We start from the raw sequence: 25,038 nt of genomic DNA on the forward strand, positions 1-25,038 counted from the left end.
AATCCACGTGAACCGGCTCGATTCCATGGTCCTTCAGGCGCTCGACGGCCATGTCACGCTGGGCGGCACCGCTGCGGCTCTTGGCATTGACGATCAGAAGGGCACGGCGGGGCATGGACTCTCACATGGAAAAGCTTGAGGAGATCTGCAAGGGGCACTCGTCAAGCGGGGCCGTTGGATAACCCGCCTTCCCTGTTTTCGTTCACGATAGCCGCCATGAAGAGTTGCCATCCCGCATTTTAGCGCCAATAACCCTGCTTCCCAGGAGGCCCGACTCATGACCCTCACCGTCGCGTTCCAGATGGATCACATCCGCAGCCTCAAGATTGCGGGCGATACCGGCTTCGCGCTGCTGCTCGAGGCCCAGCGACGGGGTCACCGGGTCCTGCATTACACCCCCGACCGCCTGTCGCTGCGCGACGGCGCCGTGATCGCCATGGCGGAACCCGTCGAGGTGCGCGACCAGGAGGGCGACCACTTTACGCTCGGAACGCCGGAGCGGGTCGATCTCTCAGGCGTCGATGCGGTGCTCATGCGCCAGGACCCGCCCTTCGATCTGGCCTACATCACCGCCACCCATTTCCTGGAGCGCATCCACCCCAAGACCCTTGTGGTGAACGATCCGACCCATGTGCGCAACGCGCCGGAAAAGATCTTCGTCACCCATTTCCCGCACCTGATGCCCCCGACCCTGATCTCCCGCGATAGGCAGGAGATCGAGGAGTTCCGGCGAGAGCACGGCGACGTGGTGATGAAGCCGCTCTACGGCCATGGCGGCGCGAGCGTGTTCAAGGTCGGGCGGGAAGATCCCAATTTCGGCTCGCTCTACGACCTGTTCGCGAACCTGTTCCGCGAGCCCTGGGTGATCCAGCGCTTCCTGCCAAAGATCACGGAAGGCGACAAGCGCATCATCCTCATCGACGGCGAGGCGGCGGGCGCCATCAACCGGGTGCCGGCGGCCAACGACATCCGCTCCAACATGGTGCGCGGCGGCGCGGCGAAGCCCACGGACCTGACGCCCCGCGAGCGCGAGATCTGCGAGACCATCGGCCCGGACCTCAAGCGCATGGGCCTGATCCTCGTGGGCATCGACGTGATCGACGGCAACCTCACCGAGATCAACGTGACGGCCCCCACCGGCATCCGCGCCATCAGGCGGCTGGGCGGCCCGGATCTCGCAGTGACGGTGTGGGATGTGATTGAAAGCAAGGTGCGGCGGTAATCGAGACGTCATCCCGGGCACCGCAGGCGATCCGGGATCGCGTGCAGGATAGAACACCCGAACCTCAGCACTGTCATCCCCGCGAAGGCGGGGATGACAGTAGGTTCTCATGCCGCCAGTTCCGCAATCACTGCGTTGAGCACCGGGAAACCCTTCGGCGTGACCGCAAGGCGCGAGCCGTCATGGCGGATCAGGCCTTCCTCCTTGAGGATTCTTAAGCCGCGCTGATTGAGCGTCTTGCCCGTGAACGCCTCGAAGCGGCGCGGGTCGACGCCTTCCTTGAGACGAAGACCCATGAGCAGGAACTCGTCGCCCTCGGCTTCGGAGGTCAGGACTTCTTCGTCGATGACGCCATGGCCTTCCCGCTCCACCCGTTCGAGCCAGGTCTCGGGATGCTTCTCCGTCGCGGTGGCGAGGCGCGCATTGCCTGTCACCAACCGCCCATGTGCGCCGGGGCCGATGCCGGCATATTCGCCATAGCGCCAGTAGAGCAGGTTGTGCTGCGATTCCGCGCCGGGCCTCGCATGGTTCGAGATCTCGTAGGCCGGCAGCCCGTGCTTCTCGCAGGTTTCCTGCGTGATGTCGTAGAGCGCGCGGCCGGTCTCCTCGTCCGGCACCGTGATCTTTCCCGCCTCAAAGAGACGCTGGAACCAGGTGCCGGGCTCGATGGTGAGCTGGTAGAGCGACAGGTGCTCCACCGCGTGGGAGATCGCCTGCTCCAGCTCGGCGCCCCAGCTTTGCGGCGTCTGGCCGGGGCGGGCATAGATCAGGTCGAAGGAGTAGCGCTCGAAGATGGAGGCGGCGATCTTCACCGCGCCCAAGGCCTCGTCCACGGAATGCATGCGCCCGAGGCGCCTGAGATCGGGATCGTTGAGCGCCTGGACGCCGAGCGACACCCGGTTGATGCCGGCACCGCGATAGCCGCGAAACCGCTCCGCCTCGACGCTGGTGGGGTTGGCCTCCAGGGTCACTTCGGCCTTAGCATCGATGCCCCAGGCGCCGTCGATGGCGTCGAGTATGGCGCCCACAGTCTGCGGCTTCATGAGCGAGGGCGTGCCGCCGCCGAAGAACACGCTCGTGACCGTCCGGCCCGGAACGCGCGCCGCCGTATGGGCGATCTCGCGCTTGAACGCCGCGAGAAACCGCTCCTGATCCACCGGCTGGTGGCGGACATGGCTGTTGAAGTCGCAATAGGGGCATTTGGAGGCGCAGAAGGGCCAATGGACATAAACGCCAAAGCCCACATCGCGCGTCGGGTGATCGATCATCGGGCGTATATGGCAGGTCGGAGGCCGAACGTCACGGGTGCTGGTGTCGCGTATGTCCTACGCTCTGGTGTCATTCCCGGCCGGAGCGCAGCGGAGGGGAAGGGAATCCATAGCACTGAGCGTGCGAGTGTATCCCCTTCCCGGCCTCACGGCCGCCGGGTATGACACGTGGCGGGAATGGAAACTTTTCTGAACCTCTTCACCCACAATGATGTTCACTCCATGAGCCGTTCCATCCTGGCTTCCGCACCACCGGAAGCCTATGATGGCCGGCAGAGAGTTAGGAACCCATCATGCGGCATTGGCGCGGTCCGTTCGACCGGCAGGGCTATCACCACGGCAACCTGAAGGAGGCGCTGATTGAGGCGGCGCAGCGCTTCATCGCCGAGCGGGGAATCGGCGGGTTCACCCTCGCCGATGCGGCCAAGCTCGTGGGCGTCACCCCGGCGGCGCTGTACCGGCATTTCCGGGGTCGGGATGCCCTGGTGGCCGAGGTGGCCTTCCGCGGCTACGACGAGCTCGCGAAGCGGCTCGGCCGGGCCCTTCAGAGCGACGGCACGGCGCTCGAACGGTTCACCCGCATGGGCGAGGCCTATCTGGCCTTCGCCGAGCAGGAGCCCGGCTTCTACACCGCCATGTTCTCGGCCAAGCCTGCCGAGGGCGAGGCCTGTGCGCCCTTCTGGGCCAAGGCCGTGGAAAGCGGCGGCAAACCCTCCGGCAATGCGTTCGACTTCCTGGTCAAAGCCCTGGCGGACACCTTCCCGGAAGGGTTTCAGACGGTCGATGCCCGGTTCATCGCCATCGAGGTCTGGGCGCTGTCCCACGGTATCGCCACCCTCGACGCCGCAGGACAGCTGCCGAGGGGTCCCGGCCTGGCGGACAAGTACGAACTCCTGCGGGCCGGCGTCCTCGCCCTCGTCCACGGCGCCCTGAAAGGCAAAGCCTAAGCTCCCTGTCGATTTTTCCAGATCAATCCCTTGAAAGCGCCCAGATCGATCCGCATGTTAATGTTGTTAGCATTAACATAGGACCCTTTCGATGTCAGATTCTGCCTCCGCCGCCTGGAATGCGGGCCCGCACGCGGGGCCGTGGGAAAACCGGACCAACCGCCGCTGCGGGCGCAAGCCCGGCCGCGGTCTGGAGATCGCCGGCATCATTCTGGGCTTCATCTTCGTCTGGCCGCTCGCGCTGGCCTATCTGGTGTGGAAAATGATGGGATATCCGAAATACGACCAAGCCAAGGCCTTCCTGAACGATACGTTCGGCCGCGCCAAGGATGACCTCTTCCGAGGCCCAACCGGCTTCGGCGGCTTTGCCAGCACCGGCAACGCGGCCTTCGACGACTACCGCCGCAGCGAGCTGGAGCGCCTTGAGGAAGAGCGCCGCAAGCTCGACGAGGAAGCCCGCGACTTCCGCAACTTCGTCGAGGAGCTGAAGCGGGCCAAGGACCGCGAGGAGTTCGACGCCTACATGGCCAAGCGCCGCGGCAACGGCCCAACCAACGTCTAAACCGGCCTATAAGCAGCAAGAGCGCCCTTCAGGGCGCTCTTTTCTTGTGAGGACCACGCCCTTCATCGTCATTCCGGGGCGCCGCAGGCGAGCCCGGAATCCATAAACACGACGGCTCAGAAAAGAGCGAGGAGCGTCGCGTCTCCTTCTGCACTGTTAGCGGTTGTGGATTCCGGGCTCCGCTACGCGGCCCCGGAATGACAGTGGGTTATTTCAATCCCTGTCCAAGCACCCGGCGGCCAGCTTCACGAAAGCCCGCGCGCGGTGAGAGAGGCCCGAGGGCTGCGGCTTCGACCAGTCGATGCCGTGCTTCTCCTCCGAAGAGATTTCGCCGAAGGTCTCCGTGTAGCCGTCCGGCTGGAACATGGGGTCGTAGCCAAACCCCTTGTCGCCGCGCGGCGGCCAGACCACCTGGCCGAAGATGCGACCCTCGAACAGCTCCTCGTGCCCGTCGGGCCAGGCGATGACCAGGGCGGAGACGAAATGGGCCCGCCTGTCTGTCGCGTCGCGCTTCTCCAGCTCGCGCATGACCCGCTCCATGGCGGCGGAGAAGTCCCTGTTCGGGCCGGCCCAGTCGGCGGTGAACAGGCCCGGCGCGCCGTCGAGCGCATCCACGCACAATCCGGAATCGTCTGAGAGCGCCGGCAGGCCCGTGGCCTTGGCGGCGGCATGAGCCTTGATGGCGGCGTTCTCGGCGAACATGTGGCCGGTCTCATCGGGGACAGGCAGGCCGAGTTCGCCCGCCGACACGGCCTCGATCCCGAAAGGTGCGAGCAGCTCCTGCATCTCGCGCAGCTTGCCCGCATTGTGGGTGGCAATGACGACCTTGCCGGTGAGGGCGCGATGCAGGCTCATGCCACGGCCTTCTTCTGCAGGTCCACGAGCTGCGCCACGCCGGCCTTGGCGAGGCGGAGCAGGTGCAGGAACTCCTCCTCCGAGAAAGGCTTGCCCTCGGCCGTGCCCTGGACCTCGACGATGCCGCCGGAGCCCGTGATCACGAAATTGGAATCCGTCTCGGCGGCCGAGTCCTCCGCATAGTCGAGATCGAGCACCGGGGTGCCCTTGTAGATACCGCAGGAAATGGCCGCGACGGGCTCGCGCAGGGGATTGATCGAGATGATCGAGCGGCTCTGCATCCAGGCGAAGCAATCGTGCAGGGCCACCCAGGCGCCGGTGATCGAGGCCGTGCGGGTGCCGCCGTCGGCCTGGATCACGTCGCAATCGACCACGATCTGCCGCTCGCCCATGGCCGGCAGGTTGACCACGGCGCGCAAGGAACGGCCGATGAGGCGCTGGATCTCCTGGGTGCGGCCCGACGGCTTGCCGGAATTCACCTCGCGCCGGGTGCGCTCGTGGGTGGCGCGGGGCAGCATGGAATATTCCGCCGTCACCCAGCCCTTGCCCGTGCCACGCAGCCACGGCGGGCCCTTCTCCTCCAGCGAGGCGGTGCAGATGACCTTCGTGTTGCCGAAGGAGACGAGGCAGGAGCCTTCCGCATAGCGCGCGACCCCGCGCTCCAGGGTGACGGGCCGCATTTCGTCGGGGGCACGGTTGGATGGGCGCATGTCTTTGTCTCCTAAGGTTTTCATGCTCATAGAGGCCCTGGACCGCAACGGCAAGGCGGGCCGGGCCCGAACCATCGCCCTCCCCGGGCATTAGCGACGCGGGAGGAAGCCGACATGTTCTTTCAGGGCTGGTTCGGATTGTGGCGCGTTCTCGTGGTCGGCACGCTGGCTTACGTCGCCCTCATCATCCTTCTGCGGATTTCGGGCAAGCGGACGCTCGCCAAGTTCAACGCCTTCGATTTCGTGGTCACGGTCGCAATCGGCTCGACCCTGGCAACCATCCTTCTCAGCGATTCCGTCGCCCTGGCCGAAGGGGTCCTGGCCCTCGCGCTGCTGATCGGCCTGCAATATGCGATTTCCTGGCTGTCGGTTCGCTCCGAGCGGTTTCAGGAGCTCATCAAGTCGGAGCCCACCCTGCTCGTCCACCGCGGCCGGTTCCTGGAAAGCGCGCTCCAGGCGCAGCGCCTCTCCCGCGAGGAAGTTCTGGCGGCCGTGCGCGCCGACGGGCATGCGCGGCTCGAGGAAATCGGGGCGATCGTGCTGGAGACCGACGGCACGATCAGCATCATCACGGGGAACGACCTGCAGCCCTCCGATCCGGCTCTCAGGATGGTGAATGGATTCGAGCGGGCTTGCCTTCACGCTCAAGCACCGTCACATAATGACGATGCCACTGGAAAGCCCCGCGACGCCTCATGACCTCCGATGCATGTGCCAGGTTGTTCTGCCCTCATGAATGATCCCCGCGCCATCGCGGAGCTGAACGACCGTTCCCGCGAGATCTTCCGCCAGATCGTCGAGAGCTACCTGATCACGGGCGAGCCCGTGGGCTCGCGCCACCTGTCGCGCATTCTGCCGATACCCCTCTCGCCGGCCTCGATCCGCAACGTGATGGCGGATCTGGAGATGGCGGGCCTGATCTTTGCCCCCCATACCAGCGCCGGGCGCCTGCCCACGGAGACGGGCCTGCGCTTCTTCGTCGACGCCATGATGGAGATCGGCGACGTCACCTCGGACGAGCGGGCGCGCATCGAGGCGCAGATGCGGGCGGCGGCAAGCGGCCACACCATGGAGACGGCGCTCGCCGAGGCTTCCGCCCTGCTGTCCGGCGTGTCGCGCGGCGCGGGCGTCGTCGTGACATCCAAGTCCAATGCGCGGCTCAAGCACATCGAATTCGTGCGCCTCGACCCGGCCCGTGCCCTGGTGGTGTTGGTCTCCGAGGACGGCTCCGTGGAAAACCGCCTCCTCGATCTGCCCGCGGGCCTTCCCGCCGGGGCCCTCGTGGAGGCCGGCAATTTCCTCAACGCCCGCATCCAGGGCAAGACCCTGGGCGACATCAAGCAGGAGATCCAGGCCCGCCGTGGCGACATGGAGCGCGAGCTCGATGCGCTCACCGCCCGGCTGGTGGAAGCGGGACTCGCGACTACGGTGGGGCCGGTCGAATCCCGCCAGCTCATCGTGCGCGGCCAGGCCAATCTCCTCGACGACCTGAAGGCGGTGGAAGACCTGGAGCGCATCCGCCTGCTCTTCTCGGATCTCGAAACGCAGACCGACGTGATCGATCTCCTGAGCCGCGCCGAAGGCGGTGAAGGGGTGCGCATCTTCATCGGCTCGGAGAACAAGCTGTTCTCGCTCTCCGGCTCCTCGATGATCGCAGCGCCCTTCCGGGACGGCAGTCAGAAGATCGTGGGCGTTCTCGGCGTCATCGGCCCGACACGGCTCAACTATGCCCGTATCGTCCCGATGGTGGACTATACCGCCAAGGTGATCTCGCGCATTCTGGAGAAGGGGCGGTAGGAGCCCCGCTGCCAGCTTCTCGGGGCTGACTATTTACCACGCGATCTTCCCCATTACGGAAGCGTAATCCTCCTGCAATGCGGCAGGCATCCGGCAAAGCTTAAGGTGATTCCTGTTTCGCCAACGGTCCAGCGGAGAACCAGCATGACGTCAGACCGGCCGTTTCAAGAGCAGACGGGACCCATGCCATCGTCTTCCGATCTAAAGCAGATCAAGGAAGCCCTGCGGGAGTTGCGCACCTCGAGCCCCAGAAGCGTTCTGGCCGATCTGGTCGACGAAAAGATCCGCGCGATCGAAAGCCCCCACCCTGTGCCGCATTTCCATTCACCGGCAACCCCGGCGCGATGGATCGGCCACTGAGCAGGGATCTCTGCGGCCGGCGCTCCGGCACGCAAGCTTCAGCCGATCACTGCTTCGGCGGCAGCGGATCGGGCACCTTGTTCTTCACCGGAGGAACCTGGCGAAGATAGGCGAAGACCGCCTTCAGGTCGTCGTCGGTCATATTCGCATAGGCCGGCCATGGCATCGGCGGCAGGATTGGCCGGCCCTGGCCCTGGTGCCGGCCCGTGCGGATGGTCTGGATGAACTGCTGCTCGCTGAAATCCCGCAGCACGCCGGTTTCAGGATCCGACGTGAGATTGGCGGAAAAACTGACGCCCCAGGGGCCGGACCAGGCTGTCGAGGTCGGGTTCATGGCACCACTCCAGGGCGGGGAGAGAGTGGCCGGTGCGGAGATCGTCAGATCCTGCGGGTGGCCCGACAGGGCCCGCTTCATGTCAGGCTCTGGACCGGCGGAGCCCGTGGTCCAGGGCGTATGACAATCGTGGCACCCTGCAATGGAGACCAGATATTCGCCGCGCTTCACCTGCGCGCCGGCACCATCCTGTGCAGGAACAGCGCTGGGCACCATAAAGGCGGTCACCACCATCAACGGTAAGGCGCGGTGCATGGTCATCTCCCTTGGTTTGCAGAGGCTTGCCGAATGGAAGCACCCTTCTCGGCGATCCAGCGATTGAGCAGACGCACGGCCTCATCGTCGATCAGCTCGGTTCCGAGCGGCGGCATCTGCAAGGCAGGGTAGCGGGAGGAGATCCGCTGCATCACGCCGCTGCGGTCCGGATAGCCCGGCTCGACGCGCAGCACCGCGTCAGGCGATTGCCCGGGCGCCTGCTTCTTCACGGCCTGCTTGATCGTGCTCATGGCGGCTGGCTCGCCTGCATTGGTGACGCTGTGGCGCAGGAAGAGCCCGATGTTCTGCAACGAGCCCCGCTCGTTGTGGCAATGGCCGCAATTGCCATGCATGTAGCCGAGCGCGGCCCGCTCCGTTGCCGTTGCCGCCGCGATCCGGGGCGGCGCATCGAGCAGAGCCTTGGGCAGACCGACGAGCAGACCGTTGTCGACAAGGTATCCGAGATCCACATGCGGCTCGGGTTGAAGCTCAGCATGCGGCGCATCGGGATCCCGCTCCGGCGATAGCTGCAGGGTGCCGAAACCCAATACTTCGGAGGGACCGCCCTGGTGGCATGCCTTGCAATCGGTCACGCCTGGAATCGTATGCGAGCGTCCGCCCGCGAGCGGATAGGCGCCGCGCTTGCCGCGGGCCGAGACCAGTTGCGCGTCGCGGCCATCCGCGCTCCAGGCGTAGGCAGCGTAGAGCCACTGGCCATCGGGTTTGCGCTCAAGATAGCGCGTCTCGACCCGCTGGCCGTTGAAGGAGAACTCCTTCCAGAAGCGCGTGCCGACAGGGAAAACCCACGCTTCCGGATTCGATCCGTCGATGGCCGTGCCCGGCGGGAGCGAGATCCAGCGGCGCTTGGCGGCGCCGTCGCTCCACAAAGGATATTGCGGCGCAAAGGCGAGATGCGCGGGATCGACCTGCAACCGATCCTGATCGGTGTAGAGGCCTGTTTCCTGGAGCGTCGCCGGCGGAGTCCCGGCCGCATTCTGCGGAACGGCCGGCCCGCTCCTGAGCATGCCGACGGCGATGAGCGCCGCTCCGATTGCGACAGGACAACGGACCTGACCCGTCATCAGCAGCCTCTTGGCGGCAATTCCCTTGGCCATACACGTCTTCCTTCTTGCAGGATGAACGCATTGCCGATCGATACGCCTGTTCTCCTTCTGCCGCGGTGATCCTACGCACCTGCGCGTCGTGCTCCTAAAACTCTTCTGGAGTGGCCCTTCGGACGATCCTCGTCTCGAAAGGGATCAGGCGTTCGGGCTCAGGCGGTCCGCCTTGGGCCGGAACAACGCATAGAGCAGGAGAATTCCCGCCAGCATCCCGCCCGCGAGAGCCGGCGCGCGCCAGTCGCCGGTGGTGATGCGCACGATCACGAGGCCCGCGCAGACGAGGCTCCCGAGGATCGGCAGGAAGGCAGGAATTTCGAACCGCCCGTGCGGCTCGCCCTGCCGGTTCTTCAGCAGCACAAGCGCTCCGTTCATGAGCGTGAAGACGAGGAGCAGAAGCAGCACGGTGGCAGCCGCGAGCTGACCGATGGTGCCGACGAAGGCGAGCGGAGCCACAACAAGGAAAAGCGCCAGGATCGCAAGGTGCGGCGTGCGCCGGGTCGCATGGACCCGGCCGAGCCATGACGGCAGCAGACCCTGATGCGACATGCCGTAGGCCAGGCGCGAGGCCGTCACGTAATTGACCAGCGCCGTGTTGGCCACGGCGAACAGGGTGATGGCCGTGTAGACGATGGGCGGCAGCCAGGGAGCTGCCTTCTCCATCACGGCCGTGAGCGGACCGGGCGCCGCCGCGAGCTCGCGCCAGGGCAGCACCGAGACGGCCGTGATCGCCACGGCCACGTAGATCACGGCCGCCATCGCCATGGCGGCGATCAACCCGATGGGAATGGTGCGCTGCGGATCGCGGCACTCCTCGGCCACGTTGAGCGTGTCCTCGAAGCCGATGAAGGCGAAGAAGGTGAGCACCGCCCCCTGGAGCACGAGGAGCATCATCACGTCGCTGACCGCCTCTCCGGGCGGCGGCGTCTCGAACAGGTCGACGCTGCCCCAATAGCTGATGCCCACCGCCACCACGAGCAGAAGGCCGGCCGCCTCGATGCAGGTGCAGAGCACGTTGACCCACATGGACTCCCGGATGCCGCGCAGCACCAGCCCCGTGAGCAGCAGCAGGAACCCGAGCGCCAGCCATGTGACCATGGTCTCGCCACCGCCCGTGAGCGTGGCGAGATTGGCCGCGAACACCCGGGACTGGGTGGCAACGGAGGTGAGCGACGAGCAGGCCACCGCCAGCCCCACCACGAAGCCGATGAGCGGCGAGCGGTAGGCCCGCTCGGCCACATAGGCGGCGCCGCCAGCCCGCGGATAGCGGGAGCCGAGAGACGCATAGGAGAGCGCCGTCAGCAGGGCCGCCACGAGGGCTACCAGAAACGCAAGCCAGACTGCGTTGCCTACCTGCCCGGCCGCCTGCCCCATGAGGCCATAGACCCCGGAGCCCAGCATGCTGCCGAGGCCATAGAGGGCCATCTGAACCGGGCCGATGGTCCGGTGAAGCTCAGGGCGGCTACCGGCTCCTGCATCCTGCGGAGCATCTGAAAGTTCCGAAGTTCCTGCCATCGCCGCCTCGGGAGCCTGAATGCGTGCTGGAAGGATAGGGCGCGAAGACAGGATTGCTAACCCAATCGGGCTCACATCATGCACCTGGAACATGCCCTGATCCCGGGCGGACCGGTTGCAATGCTGGATCGTGCTGTTATGGAGGGGCATGGTTCACGACAGCTTCCGCGCGAAGACCTTCAGGATGACTCCGCCGTAGCGCGGCGCATCGGTGCCTTGCGGCGCTCCCGAACCTGTTTCCAATTTTTCGTGCCCACGGCCGCCCCTGCCCTATGGCAAGGTTTTTTGCCCGCGGCCCAGCATGCCCTCGCCAGCAGGGCTCACGAGACTTTTGACATGACCCATCTCTCCCGCCTCAAGGCCGAGTGGTTTCCCAACGTGCCCCGCGACCTGCTCGCCGGCACCGTGGTGGCGCTTGCCCTGATCCCCGAGGCCATCGCCTTCTCGATCATCGCCGGCGTCGACCCTAAGGTCGGCCTTTATGCCTCCTTCTGCATCGCGGTCGTGACCGCAGTCGCGGGCGGACGGCCCGGCATGATTTCCGCCGCCACGGGCGCCATGGCCCTCGTCATGGTCACGCTCGTGAAGGAGCACGGCCTGCAATACCTGCTCGCCGCCACGCTTCTCACCGGCGCGCTGCAGATCGTAGCGGGCCTGCTCCGCCTCGGCGACCTCATGCGCTTCGTCTCCCGCTCCGTGGTGACGGGCTTCGTGAACGCGCTCGCCATCCTGATCTTCATGGCGCAGCTGCCGGAATTCGTCGGTCAGGGGCCGCTCATGTACGGCATGGTCGCGGTGGGCCTCGCGATCATCTACCTCCTGCCGCTGGTGACGAAGGCCGTTCCCTCCGCGCTGGTCACCATCGTGCTGCTGACGGCGGTTTCGATCTGGTTCGGCTTCGACCTGCGCACGGTGGGCGACATGGGCCAGCTGCCGAGCGACCTGCCGGCTTTCGCCCTGCCCGACGTGCCGCTCAACCTGGAAACCCTGCAGATCATCCTGCCCTACTCGCTCACGCTCGCCATGGTGGGCCTGCTCGAATCCCTCATGACGGCTGCCATCGTGGACGAGATGACGGACACGGACAGCCCCAAGAACCGGGAATGCGGCGGCCAGGGCCTCGCCAACATCGTGGCCGGCCTGTTCGGCGGCATGGCGGGCTGCGCCATGATCGGCCAGTCGGTGATCAACGTCTCGTCCGGCGGGCGCGGGCGGCTCTCGACCCTCTGGGCCGGCGCCTTCCTGCTCTTCCTGATCCTCGTGCTCGACGACTGGGTACGCCAGATCCCCATGGCGGCCCTGGTGGCGGTGATGATCATGGTGTCGATCAACACCTTCCAGTGGGGTTCGATCCTGGCCATGCGCCTTTACCCGAAGAGCTCCAGCATCGTCATGGTGGCGACCGTCGCCGTGGTGGTGTTCACCCACGACCTTGCCAAGGGCGTGCTGGTGGGCGTGATCCTGAGCGGCATCTTCTTTGCCCGGAAGGTCGCCAAGTTCTTCACCGTCGCCTCGGAGCGCGTGGGTGACGTGCGAACCTACCGGGTGAACGGCGAGATCTTCTTTGCCACGGCGGAGGCCTTCCACAGCGCCTTCGACTTCCGCGAGGAGGATCTGGACAGGGTGGTGATCGACGTGACGGCCTCCCATTTCTGGGACATTACCGGCATCAACGCCCTGGACCGGGTCGTCCTGAAGTTCCGCCATCACGACATCCCGGTGGAGATCGTAGGCCTCAACGAGGCGAGCGCCACCCTGGTCGAGAAGCTCGGCACCCACCAGAAGGAGGGGGCCAGCCTCTCGGCCGGGCACTGAGGGCGCTGGAAAGCCGCCACGCGACACCGCCTTCCCTTGGCATTAAGGGGCCGGGCTGCTATTGCCCGGCCAACAGGGTTTCACGCCCGCCAGAGTTTACTGATGACCGCTCGCACTTTCGACAATATCCGCAACTTCTCCATCGTGGCCCATATCGACCACGGCAAGTCCACGCTGGCCGACCGCCTGATCCAGACCACGGGGGCGCTGACCGCCCGCGAGATGACGGAGCAGGTGCTCGACAACATGGATATCGAGCGCGAGCGCGGCATCACCATCAAGGCGCAGACCGTGCGCCTGGAATACAAGGCGCAGGACGGCAAGACCTACATCCTGAACCTCATGGACACCCCCGGCCACGTGGACTTCGCCTACGAGGTCTCGCGCTCGCTCGCCGCCTGCGAGGGCTCGCTGCTGGTGGTCGACGCCTCACAGGGCGTGGAGGCGCAGACGCTCGCCAACGTCTACCAGGCCATCGACGCCAACCACGAGATCGTGCCCGTTCTCAACAAGATCGACCTGCCTGCCGCCGATCCGGACCGGATCAAGGAGCAGATCGAGGAGGTGATCGGCATCGACGCCTCCGACGCCGTGCCGATCTCGGCCAAGACCGGCCTCAACATCGAGGGCGTGCTGGAGGCCATCGTCACCAAGCTGCCGCCGCCGAAGGGCGACCCGGACGCGCCGTTGAAGGCGCTCCTGGTCGATTCCTGGTACGATGCTTATCTCGGCGTCGTGGTTCTGGTGCGCATCATCGACGGGACGATGAAGAAGGGCTCCACCATCAAGATGATGGGCACGGGCGCCTCCTACAGTCTCGATCGCGTCGGCGTGTTCTCGCCCAAGATGCAGGAAATGGCCGTGCTCGGCCCGGGCGAGGTCGGATTCTTCACCGCCTCGATCAAGGAAGTGGCCGACACCCGCGTCGGCGACACCATCACGGACGAGCGCAAGCCCACGGCCCAGGCGCTTCCGGGCTTCAAGCCCGTGCAGCCGGTGGTGTTCTGCGGTCTCTTCCCGGTCGATGCGGCCGAGTTCGAGAACCTGCGCGCCGCCATGGGCAAGCTGCGCCTCAACGACGCCAGCTTCTCCTACGAGATGGAGACGTCCGCCGCGCTGGGCTTCGGCTTCCGCTGCGGCTTCCTCGGCCTGCTGCACCTCGAGATCATCCAGGAGCGACTGGAGCGCGAGTTCAATCTCGATCTCATCTCCACCGCGCCGTCCGTGGTGTATCACCTGAAGCTGCGCGACGGCTCCACCATCGAGCTGCACAACCCGGCCGACATGCCGGACGTGATGAAGATCGAGACCATCGAGGAGCCGTGGATCCGCGCCACGATCCTCACGCCCGACGACTATCTCGGCTCGGTGCTGAAGCTGTGCCAGGAGCGGCGCGGCGTGCAGATCGACCTGAACTATGTCGGCAAGCGCGCCATGGTGGTCTACGACCTGCCGCTCAACGAGGTGGTATTCGATTTCTACGACCGCCTGAAATCGATCTCGAAGGGCTACGCCTCCTTCGACTACCACATCTCCGATTACCGCGAGGGCGACCTCGTGAAGATGTCGGTGCTGGTCAATGCCGAGCCTGTCGATGCGCTGTCCATGCTGGTCCACCGCGATCGCGCCGAAGGCCGGGGCCGCGCCATGTGCGAGAAGCTGAAAGAGCTGATCCCGCCGCACATGTTCCAGATCCCGGTGCAGGCGGCCATCGGCGGCAAGATTATCGCCCGCGAAACCATCCGGGCCCTGCGCAAGGACGTGACCGCCAAGTGCTACGGCGGCGACGCCTCGCGCAAGCGCAAGCTGCTCGACAAGCAGAAGGAAGGCAAGAAGCGGATGCGCCAGTTCGGCAAGGTCGACATCCCGCAGGAAGCCTTCATCGCCGCGCTGAAGATGGATACGTAAGAAGAAGAGGGCCTCAAGGCCCTCTTCCCTTATTCGGCCGCCGTCACGGGAGCCTCGGATCGGGTGCGCCCGCGCTCGTACCAGCCTTGGCTGCGGTTCACGATCTTCACGAGCGACAGCATCACCGGAACCTCGACGAGCACGCCCACGACGGTCGCCAGAGCCGCGCCGGACTCGAACCCGAACAGACTGATGGCGGTGGCCACGGCAAGCTCGAAGAAGTTGCTCGCCCCAATCAGGGCCGAGGGCCCTGCCACGCAATGCGCCTCGCCGCTGGAGCGGTTGAGCCAGTAGGCGAACCCGAATGTCAGGTAGGCCTGCAGCATGATCGGCACGGCCAGGATCGCGATGATGAGCGGCTGGCTCAGGATCTGGCCGCCCTGGAAGGCAAAGAGCAACACGAGGGTCGCCAGCAGCGCCGCAAGCGACAGGGGCTGGATGCGCCCCAGCAGCGCCTGGAGCGCGGACTCGCCACCCGAGGCGAGCAGGGGGGACCGCACCCCATAGGCGATGACCACCGGCACGACGATGTAGAGCCCCACCGACAGGAGCAGCGTGTCCCAAGGCACGGTGATCGCGGAGAGCCCGAGCAGGAGCGCCACGATGGGCGCGAAGGCAAACACCATCACCACATCATTGAGGGCGACCTGACTGATCGTGAAGCGCGGCTCGCCGCTGCAAAGGTGGCTCCAGACGAACACCATGGCGGTGCAGGGGGCCGCACCGAGAAGGATCAGGCCCGCGATGTAGCTGTCGATCTGCGCCTCCGGCAGCCAGGAGCGGAACAGGGTGCCGATGAAGATCCAGCCGAGCACCGCCATCAGGAACGGCTTGAAGGCCCAGTTCACCAGGAGGGTGATGCCGATGCCGCGCCACTGGCTGCGGACCTCGCCCAGGGCACCGAAATCGATCTTCAGCAGCATGGGGATGATCATGAGCCAGATCAGGACGGCGACCGGCAGGTTGACGCTGGCGATCTCGGCCGCGCCTATGGCCTGGAAGACACCCGGCATCATCGAACCGAGGGCGATGCCGGCCACGATGCACAGGGTTACCCAGAGCGTGAGATAGCGCTCGAAAACGGACATGCGGTTGCTCCGGAACTGCGAGGATCAGGCGACGTCGAGGCGGGCGGACGTGGCACCTTCGGTGCGACCGATCTCGCCCAGCCTGCGGTGGAGCGCGGCAGCATCGAGCCGGTCGAGCGGCAGGTTGAGGAAAAGCTCGATTCGATTGTGGAGATACTTGAAGGCCTGCACGAAGGCGCGCTCCTTCTCCATATCGGAGCCCTCGACCGCAGCCGGATCCTCGATGCCCCAATGGGCCGTCGCCGGGTGCCCCGGCCAGACCGGGCAGGCTTCGCCGGCGGCGCTGTCGCAGACGGTGAAGATGAAATCCATCTGCGGAGCGCCGGGTCCGGTGAACTCGTCCCAGTTCTTGGAGCGGTAGCCCTGGGCAGGATAGCCGTAGGCCTCCAGCACCTTCAGGGCGAAGGGATTGACCTTCCCTTTCGGCTGGCTGCCGGCCGAAAATGCGCGGAAGCGCCCCGCCCCATCCTTGCGCAGGATGCCTTCGGCCAGGATCGAGCGGGCAGTATTACCCGTGCAGAGAAACAGGACGTTGTAGACAGGCTCAGCCATGGGCCGGCTCCTTGGGTGGACAGCAGGGGGTGAGATCGGCAATCAGCGGTGCGCAGACCTCCGGTCTGCCGCCGCAGCAATCCTTGAGCAGGAAGGTCGCAACCGAGCGGAAATGCTCCAGGTCCGCCCGGTAGATGATCGAGCGGCTGCGGCGCTCCGGGCGGACGAGCCCCGCCCGCGTGAGGACCGAGAGGTGCGCCGACATCGTGTTGGCGGGAACCGCCAGCTCGCGGGCGATCTCGCCTGCCGGCACTCCAGTGGGCTCCCGGCTGACGAGCAGGCGGAACACGTCGAGGCGGGTCGACTGGGCAAGGGCCGCAAGGGCCAGGATGACGGCTTCTGATTCCATATTTCCAGACTTATAGAATTATTGTCGTAAAGCAAGCTTTTGTTGTGCGCCGCCGCAAGACGCACTGCAGGCTCAAAGGCTTGCAGTCCCGAGATTCCCGGCTCCTTGCCGGAACGAAGCACCGCGGCTGCAGCGTTGCGCCTACCTTTGCAGCGGGGAACCCGATCCGACAGCCCGAGTTCAACCAAGGCACAGGGCATGGTCTCTCCAACGTCGTCGGCCGCTCAACGGGATCTTGCGATCCCGGGCTTCGGCACGTCCATGGGGCCGAAAGCGAGAAGGCCAAGCCCTCATGCGCCGCATATCCGAGCCACAGGATCTCGCTTCACGAGGAGAGCCCATGACTTCGTCCCTGCGGACCACCCTGCCGACCCTCTTCGCCCTTCTTCTCGGCTATGCACTCATGCAGGTCGGCAACACCCTGCAGGGCACGCTGCTCAGCGTGCGCGGGAGCATCGAGCAGTTCACGCCCACCGAGATCGGCGCCGTCGCCGCGGCATTCTGGGTCGGCATCGTCCTGGGCTCCCTCTGGGCCGGACGAGTCATCCATCAGGTGGGACACACGCGCGCGTTCTCGGCCCTAGCGGCCGTGGCGGCATCGGCCGTTCTCCTCCACCTGCTGGTAATCAGCCCGGCCGTGTGGATCGTCGCGCGGGCCGTGACCGGTTTCTGCTTCGCAGGGCTCTTCATCGTGGTGGAAAGCTGGCTCAACGCCTCGGTGACGGCGCAGACCCGCGGACAGGTGTTGAGCCTCTACAGCATGACGGGTCTGGTGGCCGGCATCGGCGGGCAGATGCTCCTGCCTGCGGGTGATCCGCAAGGGTTCCGGCTGTTCTGCTTCGTGGCCATTCTCATCTCGCTCGCCCTCGTGCCAACCGCCCTGTCACGGGCGACCGCTCCGGCCCATGCGGTGAGCGACACTAAGATCAATCTGATGCAGCTCTACCGGCAATCGCCCTTCGGCGTGGTGGCGGCGGTTCTGTGCGGCATCACCACCAGCTCGTTCTTCGCGCTCGGGCCCATCTGGGCGCAGGAGCGGGGCCTGGACACCACGGAGATCGCGCTCTTCATGACCTGCGGCACGCTCGGCGGATTTCTCACCACATGGCCGCTCGGCTGGCTCTCGGACCGCATGGATCGCCGCCACGTGATCATGGGAACGGCCGCCATGGCCGCATCGATCCTGCTGGTGCTCATCCATTCCGTGCCGCTCACCGTTCCGGCCTGGCTGCTCTTCATCTATGTGGCGATCTTCGGCGGCAGCGTGATTCCGACCTACAGCATCGTCACGGCGCATGTGAACGACATGGTGAAGCCCGGCGAGTTCGTGGCTGCGGCCGGAGGTCTGCTGATCCTGCTGGGCGCAGGCGCCGCCATCGGGCCCGTGATCGCAGGTGCGGCCATGACGGAATTCGGACGCCTGGGGCTCGTCTATGTGTTCGTGAGCGCCCAGTTGCTCATGGCGATCTGGGGCGCGTATCGCAGCATCCGGCGCGCCGCCCCGCCCACGGAGGAGAAGGAGACTTTCGTGCCGGAGCCCACCGTTCCCGTGGGAACGCGGCTGGAGGCGCATTAGCGCATCGTGCGGATCCGCACGCTGCGCTCATCTAAAAAGGAGCATCGGACCCAAAAGTGCAAATCCACTTTTGGGTCCGATGCTCTAGCGCCTACACCAGCAGCGACTGGGCGCCGTCGATCCAGACCGGCGTGCCGGTGATGTGGCGGGCGCGGTCCGAGGCGAGGAACAGCACGAGCTCCGCCACCTCCTCGCTCGTGCCGGGCTCCTCGCCGGTGAGCGGGATCGAGCCGGCCGGGTACTCGGCGGGAACCTCCGCCTCCTCCGTGTTGCGCTTGTCGGTATTGTCCTTGATCTCGGTGCCGATCCTGCCGGGGCAGACCACGTTCACCCGGATCTTGTGCTTGGCGAGTTCCACGGCCAGCATCTGCGTCATCGCCACCTGGGCGGCCTTAGTGGCGGAATAGGCCGTGGCGCCTGCGCTCGTGAAGGTGCGCGTGCCGTTGATGGACGCGGTGACGATGATGGAGCCGCCGGCCTTCTTCAGGTGCGGCACCGCGTAATGGACCGTCAGGTAGGTGCCGCGCAGGTTCGTGTTGATGGTGCGGTCCCATTCCGCCGGCTGCAGCTCGTCGATGGGCGCCCACACACCGTTGATGCCCGCATTGGCGAAGACGATGTCGAGCCGACCATAGGCTTGGACGAGATCGTCGACGGCCTTCTTCATCTGAGCGTCATCGCCCACGTCTGCGACAAGCGGAATGGCCCTGCCGCCCGCCTGCTCGATCTCCTGCGCGGTCTTGCGGATCTCGTCGTCCGTATGGCTGAGCACGCCCACCATGGCGCCTTCACGCGCGAGGCGCAGAGCCGCCGCCTTGCCGATGCCGGATCCTGCGCCTGTCACGAGCGCGACCTTACCTTGAAGTTCCATGGTGTGTTCCTCCGGTCATGGGATGTCCCCTTCCTGAACCGGAGGAGCGTCCGCTTGTTCCGCAGCGTCAGGCGATGCCGACTCGCCGCCCTGCAGCATCGACCACAGGCTCGCCGTCTTCCTTGGCGAACTCGCCCTGCTGCGGCGGCAGGATGCCGAGCACCGCCTCCGACGGACGGCAGAGCCTGACGCCGAGCGGCGTGACCACGATGGGCCTGTTGATCAGCACCGGATGCTCCATCATGGCATCCAGCAACTGGTCGTCGGTAAGGGACGGGTCGTCGAGCCCGAGCTCCTGAAACGGCGTCCCTTTCTCGCGGATCACGTCGCGGACGCTCACTCCCATGCGCCCGATGAGCTGGCGCAGGAGCAGGCGCGTGGGCGGGCACTTGAGATACTCGACAATGTGCGGCTCGATCCCTGCATTGCGGATCATCGCAAGCGTGTTGCGGGAGGTGCCGCATTGGGGATTGTGGTAGATGATCACATCCATGGGGTGGTCCTTAGTCCTTGCACGACGACGGCTTCGGGCCGGTCACCATGGATGGCTAGCGGGCAGATGAAGAGCGTTCAAGATTTCTGTTGGCCTCAGCCCTGGCAGGCCGCCCTGCCCTGCACCTGCAACCGCGTCAGCAGGCGCTGCGCGAGCATATCATGGGCCGCCTGGGTTTCGACGCCGTTCAGGGAGAGTTCGAGCACCCATTCGCCCGAGAGAGGGACGATGAGCGTCTCGACCGTCATGCTCTGCGAGGCGCTCGGCAGATTGGCGTCGATCCAGGTTGCGGACCAGCGCGCGGCGTTCCCGTGGGATGACAGGGAAACCGATTGCGCGGGACGCCCGAGAAGCTCCTCGTAATCCTTCTGCAGGAAGGCCGCGTCGCGGCTCGCGAGATCGGGCTGCGGCATGTCGCGAAGCTCTCCGGCGGAGCGAAGGCCGATAGCGATCTCGACATCGGAGCGGGCGGACTTCAGCCCCTGGGCGGTCGGGCGCCATTCCTCCGGGAGCGAGAACGAGAAGCAGAGGCCTGACGGGACAGCGCCCATCACCGTGGTCTGCCGTATCATGGGATCGAAGCGCACCTGTACGGGCTCGCTCTTGACGGGCTGGTCGAGCGGCCCGTTCGCAGCCTGCGTGCCGGAGGCGGCGGAGAGCAGGATCAGGGTTGCGGCTTGGAATGCCCTTGCTCGCCAGGATTTGACGCTACGCACTCGATCCTCCCGCTGGGACGGCCCCTCATCTCCATGGAAACGCGCGGGAACTGCTCCGGTTGCCTCGAGGGCCTGTGATCTTGAGTTGCGGGAGATAGGCCCTACCTCGCTCAGGAACGAAAACGAACCTGGAGAGACTTCATGCAGGCTTCCATACGCGCCTCGCTCATCGCGGCCACCCTGCTCGCGGCAGGCCAGGCGAGTGCTGCCACCTGCCGGGATCCGGCAGGTTTCGAGAAATGGCTCGACGACATCGCGCAGGAAGCCGTGGCGCAGGGCATCTCGGCCCAGGCCGTCAAGCAGGGCCTGTCCGGCGTCACGTTCGATCAGAGCGTGATCAAGAAGGATCGCGGCCAGGGCGTGTTCAAGCAGAGCTTCGAGCAGTTCGCCGGCCGCATGGTTTCCGCCGGCCGCCTCAAGGGCGGCGCCAACATGCTGCAGCGGCATGCCGGCACTCTCCAGCGCATCGAGCAGCGCTTCGGCGTGCCGGGTCCGGTGCTGGTGGCGATCTGGGGGCTCGAGACCGATTTCGGCGCGACGCGCGGCAATCTGCCGGTCATACGCTCGGTGGCGACGCTGGCCTATGACTGCCGCCGCTCCGACTTCTTCAAGGCGCATCTCTTCGATGCGCTGAGGATCGTCGACAAGGGCGACCTGTCTCCGGCCGAGATGCGCGGAGCCTGGGCGGGCGAGATGGGGCAGACCCAGTTCATGCCATCGTCCTACGTCAAATACGCCATCGATTTCGACGGCGACGGACGTGCCGATCTCCTGCGCAGCCCGGCGGACGTGCTCGCCTCGACGGCCAATTACCTGCGCGGTCATGGTTGGGTGAAGGGCGGGGATTGGGAGCCGGGATCCCCGAATTTCGAAGCGATCCGCGCCTGGAACAAGTCGCAGGTCTATTCGAAGACCATTGCCTACTACGCGAAGAAGCTCGCAGGCGAAGATACCTCGGCTTTCGCCAGCCAGTGACATCCTGAAAAAGGCGGGCTCCAGGCCCGCCTTTTTCATATGCTTGATCAGCCGCGGGCGCGAGCCCGGATCATGAAGGTGTCGTAGGCGTATTCCGCCACCTGGAACCAGAGATATTCCTCGCTACGGAAAGCCTTGTAGCTGTCATAGAGCTTCTTGAAGTCCGCGTTCTTGGCTGAGGTCTCGTCATAGACCTCGTTGGCTGCCTTGTAGGCCGCATCCATGATTTCCTGTGAGAACGGACGCAGCTGCGCCCCGGCGCCGATGAGGCTGCGCAGGGCTGCCGGATTGCGGGCATCGTACTTCGCCTGCGTGTCCACGTTGACATAGCCGGCAGCGGCCTGGAGGGCCGCCTGATAGGTCTTCGGCAGCTCGTTCCACTTCTGCAGATTGATGAAGAAATGGATGGCGGGACCACCTTCCCAGAAGCCAGGATAGTAGTAGTACGGCGCCACCTTGTTGAGGCCGAGCTTCTCGTCGTCGTATGGGGCCACCCACTCGGCGGCGTCGATGGTGCCGCGCTCCAGCGACGGATAGAGATCGCCGCCGGCGATCTGCTGCGGCACGACACCGAGCTTGCCCATGATCTGGCCTGCGAGACCGGCGATGCGCATCTTCAGGCCCTGGAGATCCTGGACGGTCTTGATCTCCTTGCGGAACCAGCCGCCCATCTGCACGCCGGTATTGCCTCCTGGCAGAGCGTACACGTTATGCCTGGCGTAGAACTCGTTCAGCAGCGCATTGCCGCCACCGTGGTAGAGCCACGCGTTCGTCTGGCGCGAGTTGAGGCCGAACGGCAAGGTCGTGCCGATGGCGAAGGTCGGATCCTTGCCGACATAGTAGTAGGAGCAGGTGTGGCCCATCTCCACCGTTCCGCCCGCAATGGCATCGAGCGCCTGAGGCGCGCCGACGATCTCGCCGGGGGCGAAAGGCTGGATCTGGAACTTGCCGTCCGTGGCCTCGGAGACGAGCTTGGCGAGCGTCTCGCCGCCGCCGAACAGAGTGTCCAAAGATTTCGGGAAAGCTGAAGTCAGCCGCCAGCGGATCTCCGGGTTCGACTGGGCGATGGCCGGAGCGGCAATGGCGGTCGATGCCGCGCCGACGGTTGCAGCCTGGAGGAATGCACGACGTTTCATGGGCGTCCCTTTCGTTCATTCACATTTCAAGGCGCGCACGAGACAGAAAGTTTCCCTCAAGGGCGCCCAAACGTAAAAAGTTGAACGGCCCCTATAGCGACCCTCGGGAAAGAAGGCAGAGCTTTCGAAGCAGGGACTTCATGCGCCCGGCGCATGCATCACGGGCCGCAAGAGCCGGGCAGCGCCCTAGAAGATCAGCTCGCCGGCTCCCCAGGCCAGCAGGATGAAGATCACGAAGATCAGCAGGAAGATGCCGAACAGGACCTTGGCGATGCTGCGCGCCCCGGAGGCGATGCCCGTGAAGCCCAGGGCTCCGGCCACGAGGGAGATGACGAGGAAGATCAGAGCCCATTTGAGCATATCGGCATCCTTCTCACTTACGGCCCAGCTACCGACATAAGTGCCCAAGCCCGATCGGGTTCCCGCATGCCGACCGCCAAGGAATGCATCGGCCTATACGACGACCGTGATCTTCTCGGCGGCCCGGGTCAGGGCCGTGTAGAGCCAGCGGCTGCGGTGTTCGCGGAAGGCGAAGGATTCGTCGAAGAGCACGAGATCGTCCCATTGCGAGCCTTGGGCCTTGTGCACGGTCAGAGCATAGCCATAGGTGAACTCGTCCGATTCCTTGCGCAGGACGAACGGCACCTCCTCCTCCGTGCCCTCGAAGAAAGCCTTGTGCACGGCCACTTCCACGGACCGGCGACGGGCATCGTCGTCGGGCAGCACGTCCATGCGGATGAAGTCGTTCCGAATGCCGCGCAAGGCCTGGATGCTCCAGGTGCCGCCGTTGAGCAGGCCCTTGGTCTTGTCGTTGCGCAGGCAGACGAGCTTCTCGCCCGCCGCCGGCATGGGATCGCGGTAGCCGTTCAACTCGCGCAGGCGCGTGTTGTACAGGCGCCGGGTCTTGTTGAGGCCGACCAGCACCTGATCGGCCGCCATGACGGCGGCGGCATCGATCTCGCGGCGACGGATGATGCGGCTTTCGCCATACAGGCCCGGCTCGAGACGGCCGCCTTCCCGAACCTGCATCGAGAGATGGATGATCGGGTTGTCCTTGGCCTGGCGGTGCACCTCCGTGAGCATCACGTCGGGCTCGCCCTCCGTGAAGAAGCCTCCGCCCTTGACGGGAGGCAGCTGCGCCGGGTCGCCGAGCACGAGAACCGGCTGGCCGAAGGACAGGAGATCGCGCCCCAGTTCCTCGTCCACCATGGAGCATTCGTCGATGATGATGAGGTCGGCCTTGGAGGCCGGACTCTGGCGGTTGAGCACGAATTGCGGACCGTTCTCGTCCGACTCCCGCGACTTGTAGATCATCGAGTGAATCGTCGAGGCATCCGTGCAGCCCTTCGTGCGCAGCACGAGCGCCGCCTTGCCCGTGTAGGCGCCGAAGGCCACATCGCCGTCCACGTGCTCGGCGATGTGCTTGGCGAGCGTGGTCTTGCCGGTGCCGGCATAGCCGAACAGGCGGAACACCGGACGATCGCCGCGGCGCAACCACTCGGCGACGGCTTTGAGGGCGGCGTCCTGTTGCGGCGACCAGGTCATGCGGTGCGTGCCTCGCGATGAAGGGAATAGAGGAGACCCAGGATGATGCAGAAGCTGCCGAGGAAGACGTAAGGGTCGAGCGGCTCGCCGTAGAACTGCCAGCCCACGAAGGCGATCAGCGGGATGCGCATGAAGTCCAGGGGCACGACCATCGTGGCATCGCCCTGACGGTAGGCGTTGGTCAGGCAGTAATGGGCGAGCAGGCCGCCGAGTGAGATGCCGATCAGGGGCAGCGCGTGGGACGACTGCACCTCGAGCCAGAAGGCCCGGCTCACGCCCGCGAGGTTCATGGGCAGCTGCAGGAGGTTCATGAAGAACAGGATCGAGAAGGTGCTCTCGGTCATGGTGAGGCGCTTGGTCATGATGGCCACGAGAGCGAAGCTGAAGGCCACGCCGAGCATCAGGAAACTGGCTGGCTGTAAGGTTTCCAGCCCCGGACGCAGGATCACGAGAACGCCGATGAATCCAAGCATGACAGCCACGAGACGACCGCGTGTCATCTGCTCCTTGAGCAGCGGAATCGCCAGCAGCGCCACCCAGGCCGGCGTGGTGAATTCGAGCGCGAAGACGGTCGCGAGCGGCAGAAGCGTGAGGCCGAAAGCCCATCCATCGGTGCCGGCGAAATGCAGGACGTTGCGCGCGAGATGCAGGCCGAAGCGCCGCGGCTTCAAGCCGGGTCTGAGATCCGGCCTGACGAGCGCAAGCGCGAGCAGGATCAGGACGCCGGCGGCATTGCGAACCGCCAGCATCTCGAAGATCGAGAAGGCAGGCGCGAGCGCGCGCACGGCGATGGCGGTTGCCGAGAAGGCGAGGAGCGCGCCGCTCATCCAGAGGACGACGGCAAGGATGCTGCGTTGGGGCACGATGGACCGGACGATGTGAATGCTCCTTCCGCTTACCTCGCCACCTCCGTGGCGTGAAGCCTTCACCGACACGAGGCCTCCAGCGACCAAGGCGCGCATGAGCGATCACCTTCAAACCCGCACGCCATGCCTCGAGGCACGAGTCATCGAACATGATTCTTGCCTCGAATGGTCGCGTGCATGCCGCGCGTCACGCCAAAGAGGCGAT

26 protein-coding genes are annotated in these 25,038 nt (G+C 65.4%); 10 read left to right on the forward strand and 16 right to left on the reverse strand.

All coding sequences use genetic code 11. The features are described 5' to 3' along the window. The first annotated feature begins 277 nt into the window (after window positions 1-277). Window positions 278-1,222, forward strand: coding sequence for a glutathione synthase (gene gshB, locus MA07_RS04405; protein ID WP_036347492.1), 945 nt, complete (start codon window positions 278-280; stop codon window positions 1,220-1,222). A gap of 107 nt (window positions 1,223-1,329) precedes the next feature. Here gshB and hemW read toward each other — a convergent pair whose 3' ends face one another. Beyond that, window positions 1,330-2,490 carry a radical SAM family heme chaperone HemW gene (hemW, locus tag MA07_RS04410; protein WP_036347495.1) on the reverse strand — a complete coding sequence of 387 codons (1,161 nt, stop codon included), beginning with the start codon at window positions 2,488-2,490 and terminating at the stop codon, window positions 1,330-1,332. A 293-nt stretch (window positions 2,491-2,783) separates the two neighbouring features. Here hemW and MA07_RS04415 point away from each other — a divergent pair, with 293 nt between their 5' ends. Together MA07_RS04415 and MA07_RS04420 are read left to right on the forward strand one after the other, a co-directional pair. Then, entirely contained in the window at window positions 2,784-3,437 is a 654-nt protein-coding gene (locus tag MA07_RS04415; protein WP_036347497.1) for a TetR/AcrR family transcriptional regulator, read from the forward strand. 91 nt (window positions 3,438-3,528) lie between these two features. After that, window positions 3,529-3,999, forward strand: a complete 471-nt coding sequence (locus MA07_RS04420) for a DUF2852 domain-containing protein (protein WP_036347499.1) — start codon at window positions 3,529-3,531, stop codon at window positions 3,997-3,999. 213 nt (window positions 4,000-4,212) lie between these two features. Here the strand turns inward: MA07_RS04420 and rdgB are convergent, their stop codons facing one another. Both rdgB and rph read right to left on the reverse strand, forming a co-directional pair. Next, entirely contained in the window at window positions 4,213-4,854 is a 642-nt protein-coding gene (gene rdgB, locus MA07_RS04425) for an RdgB/HAM1 family non-canonical purine NTP pyrophosphatase (protein ID WP_036347501.1), read from the reverse strand. Then, the gene (gene rph / locus MA07_RS04430) at window positions 4,851-5,564 is read right to left on the reverse strand and encodes a ribonuclease PH (RefSeq protein ID WP_036347504.1); all 714 of its coding nucleotides are present in this window, start codon (window positions 5,562-5,564) and stop codon (window positions 4,851-4,853) included. The genes rdgB and rph overlap by 4 nt, the downstream gene beginning before the upstream one ends. 114 nt (window positions 5,565-5,678) lie before the next feature. Between rph and MA07_RS04435 the strand changes: the two genes are divergently transcribed. The 3 genes from MA07_RS04435 (at window position 5,679) to MA07_RS29985 (ending at window position 7,721) form a co-directional block, all read left to right on the forward strand. Continuing rightward, on the forward strand, window positions 5,679-6,263 hold the full coding sequence (locus MA07_RS04435; protein WP_081928771.1) for a YetF domain-containing protein: 585 nt from the start codon (window positions 5,679-5,681) through the stop codon (window positions 6,261-6,263). 33 nt (window positions 6,264-6,296) lie between these two features. Beyond that, window positions 6,297-7,361, forward strand: a complete 1,065-nt coding sequence (gene hrcA / locus MA07_RS04440) for a heat-inducible transcriptional repressor HrcA (protein ID WP_036347592.1) — start codon at window positions 6,297-6,299, stop codon at window positions 7,359-7,361. A gap of 183 nt (window positions 7,362-7,544) precedes the next feature. Next, window positions 7,545-7,721, forward strand: coding sequence for a hypothetical protein (locus MA07_RS29985; protein WP_160195380.1), 177 nt, complete (start codon window positions 7,545-7,547; stop codon window positions 7,719-7,721). Between the two features lie 46 nt (window positions 7,722-7,767). Here the strand turns inward: MA07_RS29985 and MA07_RS04445 are convergent, their stop codons facing one another. The 3 genes from MA07_RS04445 to MA07_RS04455 all read right to left on the reverse strand — a co-directional run bounded on the left by MA07_RS04445 (window position 7,768) and on the right by MA07_RS04455 (window position 10,943). After that, a complete protein-coding gene (locus tag MA07_RS04445; protein WP_036347506.1) occupies window positions 7,768-8,310 on the reverse strand; it encodes a c-type cytochrome in 543 nt (180 codons plus the stop codon). 2 nt (window positions 8,311-8,312) lie between these two features. Further along, window positions 8,313-9,425: a hypothetical protein gene (locus tag MA07_RS04450; protein ID WP_052002832.1), complete on the reverse strand. Its 1,113-nt coding sequence runs from the start codon at window positions 9,423-9,425 to the stop codon at window positions 8,313-8,315. A gap of 144 nt (window positions 9,426-9,569) precedes the next feature. Beyond that, a complete protein-coding gene (locus tag MA07_RS04455; protein WP_052002840.1) occupies window positions 9,570-10,943 on the reverse strand; it encodes an APC family permease in 1,374 nt (457 codons plus the stop codon). 336 nt (window positions 10,944-11,279) lie between these two features. On the opposite strand from MA07_RS04455, the gene MA07_RS04460 reads away from it, so the two are divergent. Together MA07_RS04460 and lepA are read left to right on the forward strand one after the other, a co-directional pair. Then, a complete protein-coding gene (locus MA07_RS04460) occupies window positions 11,280-12,758 on the forward strand; it encodes a SulP family inorganic anion transporter (RefSeq protein ID WP_036347507.1) in 1,479 nt (492 codons plus the stop codon). 102 nt (window positions 12,759-12,860) lie between these two features. Next, complete coding sequence (gene lepA, locus MA07_RS04465) at window positions 12,861-14,666, forward strand: translation elongation factor 4 (protein WP_036347509.1); 1,806 nt, start codon at window positions 12,861-12,863, stop codon at window positions 14,664-14,666. Between the two features lie 29 nt (window positions 14,667-14,695). Here the strand turns inward: lepA and arsB are convergent, their stop codons facing one another. The 3 genes from arsB to MA07_RS04480 are packed head-to-tail and all read right to left on the reverse strand — an operon-like array spanning window position 14,696 to window position 16,655. After that, window positions 14,696-15,754 (reverse strand): ACR3 family arsenite efflux transporter, encoded by a 1,059-nt coding sequence (gene arsB / locus MA07_RS04470; RefSeq protein WP_036347512.1) that lies wholly within the window; start codon window positions 15,752-15,754, stop codon window positions 14,696-14,698. A 24-nt stretch (window positions 15,755-15,778) separates the two neighbouring features. Further along, window positions 15,779-16,306 carry an arsenate reductase ArsC gene (locus MA07_RS04475; RefSeq protein WP_036347514.1) on the reverse strand — a complete coding sequence of 176 codons (528 nt, stop codon included), beginning with the start codon at window positions 16,304-16,306 and terminating at the stop codon, window positions 15,779-15,781. Further along, window positions 16,299-16,655, reverse strand: coding sequence for a metalloregulator ArsR/SmtB family transcription factor (locus MA07_RS04480; protein ID WP_036347516.1), 357 nt, complete (start codon window positions 16,653-16,655; stop codon window positions 16,299-16,301). Before MA07_RS04480 ends, MA07_RS04475 begins: the two co-directional genes overlap by 8 nt. A gap of 340 nt (window positions 16,656-16,995) precedes the next feature. Here MA07_RS04480 and MA07_RS04485 point away from each other — a divergent pair, with 340 nt between their 5' ends. Then, complete coding sequence (locus MA07_RS04485) at window positions 16,996-18,231, forward strand: MFS transporter (protein WP_036347519.1); 1,236 nt, start codon at window positions 16,996-16,998, stop codon at window positions 18,229-18,231. A 91-nt stretch (window positions 18,232-18,322) separates the two neighbouring features. Here MA07_RS04485 and MA07_RS04490 read toward each other — a convergent pair whose 3' ends face one another. The 3 genes from MA07_RS04490 to MA07_RS04500 form a co-directional block, all read right to left on the reverse strand. After that, the gene (locus MA07_RS04490; protein WP_036347521.1) at window positions 18,323-19,102 is read right to left on the reverse strand and encodes an SDR family NAD(P)-dependent oxidoreductase; all 780 of its coding nucleotides are present in this window, start codon (window positions 19,100-19,102) and stop codon (window positions 18,323-18,325) included. 67 nt (window positions 19,103-19,169) lie between these two features. Then, window positions 19,170-19,595, reverse strand: coding sequence for an arsenate reductase (glutaredoxin) (arsC, locus tag MA07_RS04495; RefSeq protein WP_036347523.1), 426 nt, complete (start codon window positions 19,593-19,595; stop codon window positions 19,170-19,172). 95 nt (window positions 19,596-19,690) lie between these two features. Beyond that, complete coding sequence (locus tag MA07_RS04500) at window positions 19,691-20,311, reverse strand: hypothetical protein (protein WP_036347526.1); 621 nt, start codon at window positions 20,309-20,311, stop codon at window positions 19,691-19,693. Between the two features lie 141 nt (window positions 20,312-20,452). On the opposite strand from MA07_RS04500, the gene MA07_RS04505 reads away from it, so the two are divergent. Next, window positions 20,453-21,286, forward strand: a complete 834-nt coding sequence (locus MA07_RS04505) for a lytic murein transglycosylase (RefSeq protein ID WP_036347528.1) — start codon at window positions 20,453-20,455, stop codon at window positions 21,284-21,286. 47 nt (window positions 21,287-21,333) lie between these two features. Here the strand turns inward: MA07_RS04505 and MA07_RS04510 are convergent, their stop codons facing one another. The 4 genes from MA07_RS04510 to MA07_RS04525 all read right to left on the reverse strand — a co-directional run bounded on the left by MA07_RS04510 (window position 21,334) and on the right by MA07_RS04525 (window position 24,929). Next, a complete protein-coding gene (locus tag MA07_RS04510) occupies window positions 21,334-22,422 on the reverse strand; it encodes a TRAP transporter substrate-binding protein (RefSeq protein ID WP_036347530.1) in 1,089 nt (362 codons plus the stop codon). A gap of 186 nt (window positions 22,423-22,608) precedes the next feature. Beyond that, entirely contained in the window at window positions 22,609-22,782 is a 174-nt protein-coding gene (locus MA07_RS28605; protein WP_036347532.1) for a DUF1328 domain-containing protein, read from the reverse strand. Between the two features lie 93 nt (window positions 22,783-22,875). Continuing rightward, entirely contained in the window at window positions 22,876-23,967 is a 1,092-nt protein-coding gene (locus MA07_RS04520; RefSeq protein WP_036347534.1) for an AAA family ATPase, read from the reverse strand. Beyond that, window positions 23,964-24,929: a DMT family transporter gene (locus MA07_RS04525; protein WP_244445155.1), complete on the reverse strand. Its 966-nt coding sequence runs from the start codon at window positions 24,927-24,929 to the stop codon at window positions 23,964-23,966. The genes MA07_RS04520 and MA07_RS04525 overlap by 4 nt, the downstream gene beginning before the upstream one ends. Window positions 24,930-25,038 lie beyond the last annotated feature (109 nt).

Origin of the sequence: Microvirga sp. BSC39 (genome assembly GCF_000739015.1) — a bacterium.
In the GTDB taxonomy this organism is placed as follows: Bacteria; Pseudomonadota; Alphaproteobacteria; order Rhizobiales; family Beijerinckiaceae; genus Microvirga.